1 protein-coding gene is annotated in these 1,232 nt (G+C 63.8%); it reads right to left on the bottom strand.

Annotated features, from left to right (window positions below):
• Window positions 1-7: 7 nt before the first annotated feature.
• A complete protein-coding gene (locus E3T19_RS14340) occupies window positions 8-1,180 on the bottom strand; it encodes an IS30 family transposase (protein WP_088454824.1) in 1,173 nt (390 codons plus the stop codon).
• Between the last annotated feature and the right edge of the window lie 52 nt (window positions 1,181-1,232).

The raw sequence follows: 1,232 nt of genomic DNA, 5'->3' as shown, positions 1-1,232 counted from the left end.
GGTGGATTCAACTGGTCGATGCAACACCGCTGTTTTCTTGGTCTGAGAGTAGCTGATGCAGGGCTTCTCGCGGGGTGGCTGCGTCGAGCCGTTTTCGTGGTCGGTCGTTGAGCTTGTCGGTGACGAATTCGAGGTATTCGGGGTGGTAGCCGGAGAGGTCGGTGCCCTTGGGGAAGTACTGCCGTAACAGCCCGTTGGTGTTCTCGTTCGAGCCGCGCTGCCAGGGCGAGTGCGGGTCGCAGAAGTAGATGTCGATGCCGGTGGCGATGGTGATGTCTCGGTGCTTGGCCATCTCGATGCCTTGGTCCCAGGTCACTGTTTTGCGCAGTTCTGCGGGCATCTTCTCGATCGCGATGATCATCTGGTCGCGAACCTCGATCGCGCCGTGTTTCTCGGGGAGGTGCAGCAGCATCAAATATCCGGTTGCGCGCTCAACCAGGGTGCCGATCGCTGAGGCGTTTCCGGCGCCGGTGATGAGGTCGCCTTCCCAGTGGCCGGGAACGGCGCGGTCTTCGACCTCCGCGGGCCGGTCGGTGATCATGACCATGTCGCGGATGCGCGATCCGGGTTGTTGCCGACCCTGAGATTTGCGCAACGTCCGCCCGGTCCGCAGCGCCGTAACCAGGTCGCGGCGCAGCTGGCCGCGCCCTTCAACATAGAGGGCCTGATAGATCGTCTCGTGAGACACCCGCATCTCCATGTCGTCGGGGAAGTCTCGCCGCAGCCGCAGACTGATTTGCTCCGGGCTGTGTTCGGCGCTCAACCCAGTTTGCACGTATTCCAGCAACCGGTCGTTATTGGCCAGCTTCCCGCCGCGGGGCCGGCGCGCTCGATACCGGGACTGTTGCTCAGCGAACGACGGACGATACCCGCGCCTCGTCATCCCGCCGCGCAGTTCGCGGCTGATCGTGGACGGCGCCCGCCCAAGCCGGGCCGCGATCGAGCGCATGCTTTCGCCTTGAGAACGGCCAAACCAGATCTCCTCCCGATCGAGGAACGTCAAACGGCTCGACGGGTCAACGCGCGGGGGAACCATCCCGCCAGCCTGACTTACCCAGTTCGCAGCCGTCGACCGATTCACCCCCGCGCCGGCAGCCGCATCCGTGACCGTGCCGCCGACCCTGAGCTCCTCCCAGAACCGACGACGAACCTCACGCGGAAACCCAACACGACCACCCATAACCAACACCTCAATCAATCAGGTGTTGCAACGACCCCCTGAACCCAAGGGG

The sequence above is a fragment of the Cryobacterium sp. TMT4-31 genome, assembly GCF_004403385.1.
GTDB classification, from domain to species: Bacteria; Actinomycetota; Actinomycetes; order Actinomycetales; family Microbacteriaceae; genus Cryobacterium; species Cryobacterium zongtaii.
This window is presented reverse-complemented; position numbering and strand designations above follow the sequence as displayed.

What these genes read in the sequence shown, in the direction of transcription:
- E3T19_RS14340 (WP_088454824.1), bottom strand. Translation starts at nt 1,180, where the DNA reads ATGGGTGGTCGTGTTGGGTTTCCGCGTGAGGTTCGTCGTCGGTTCTGG.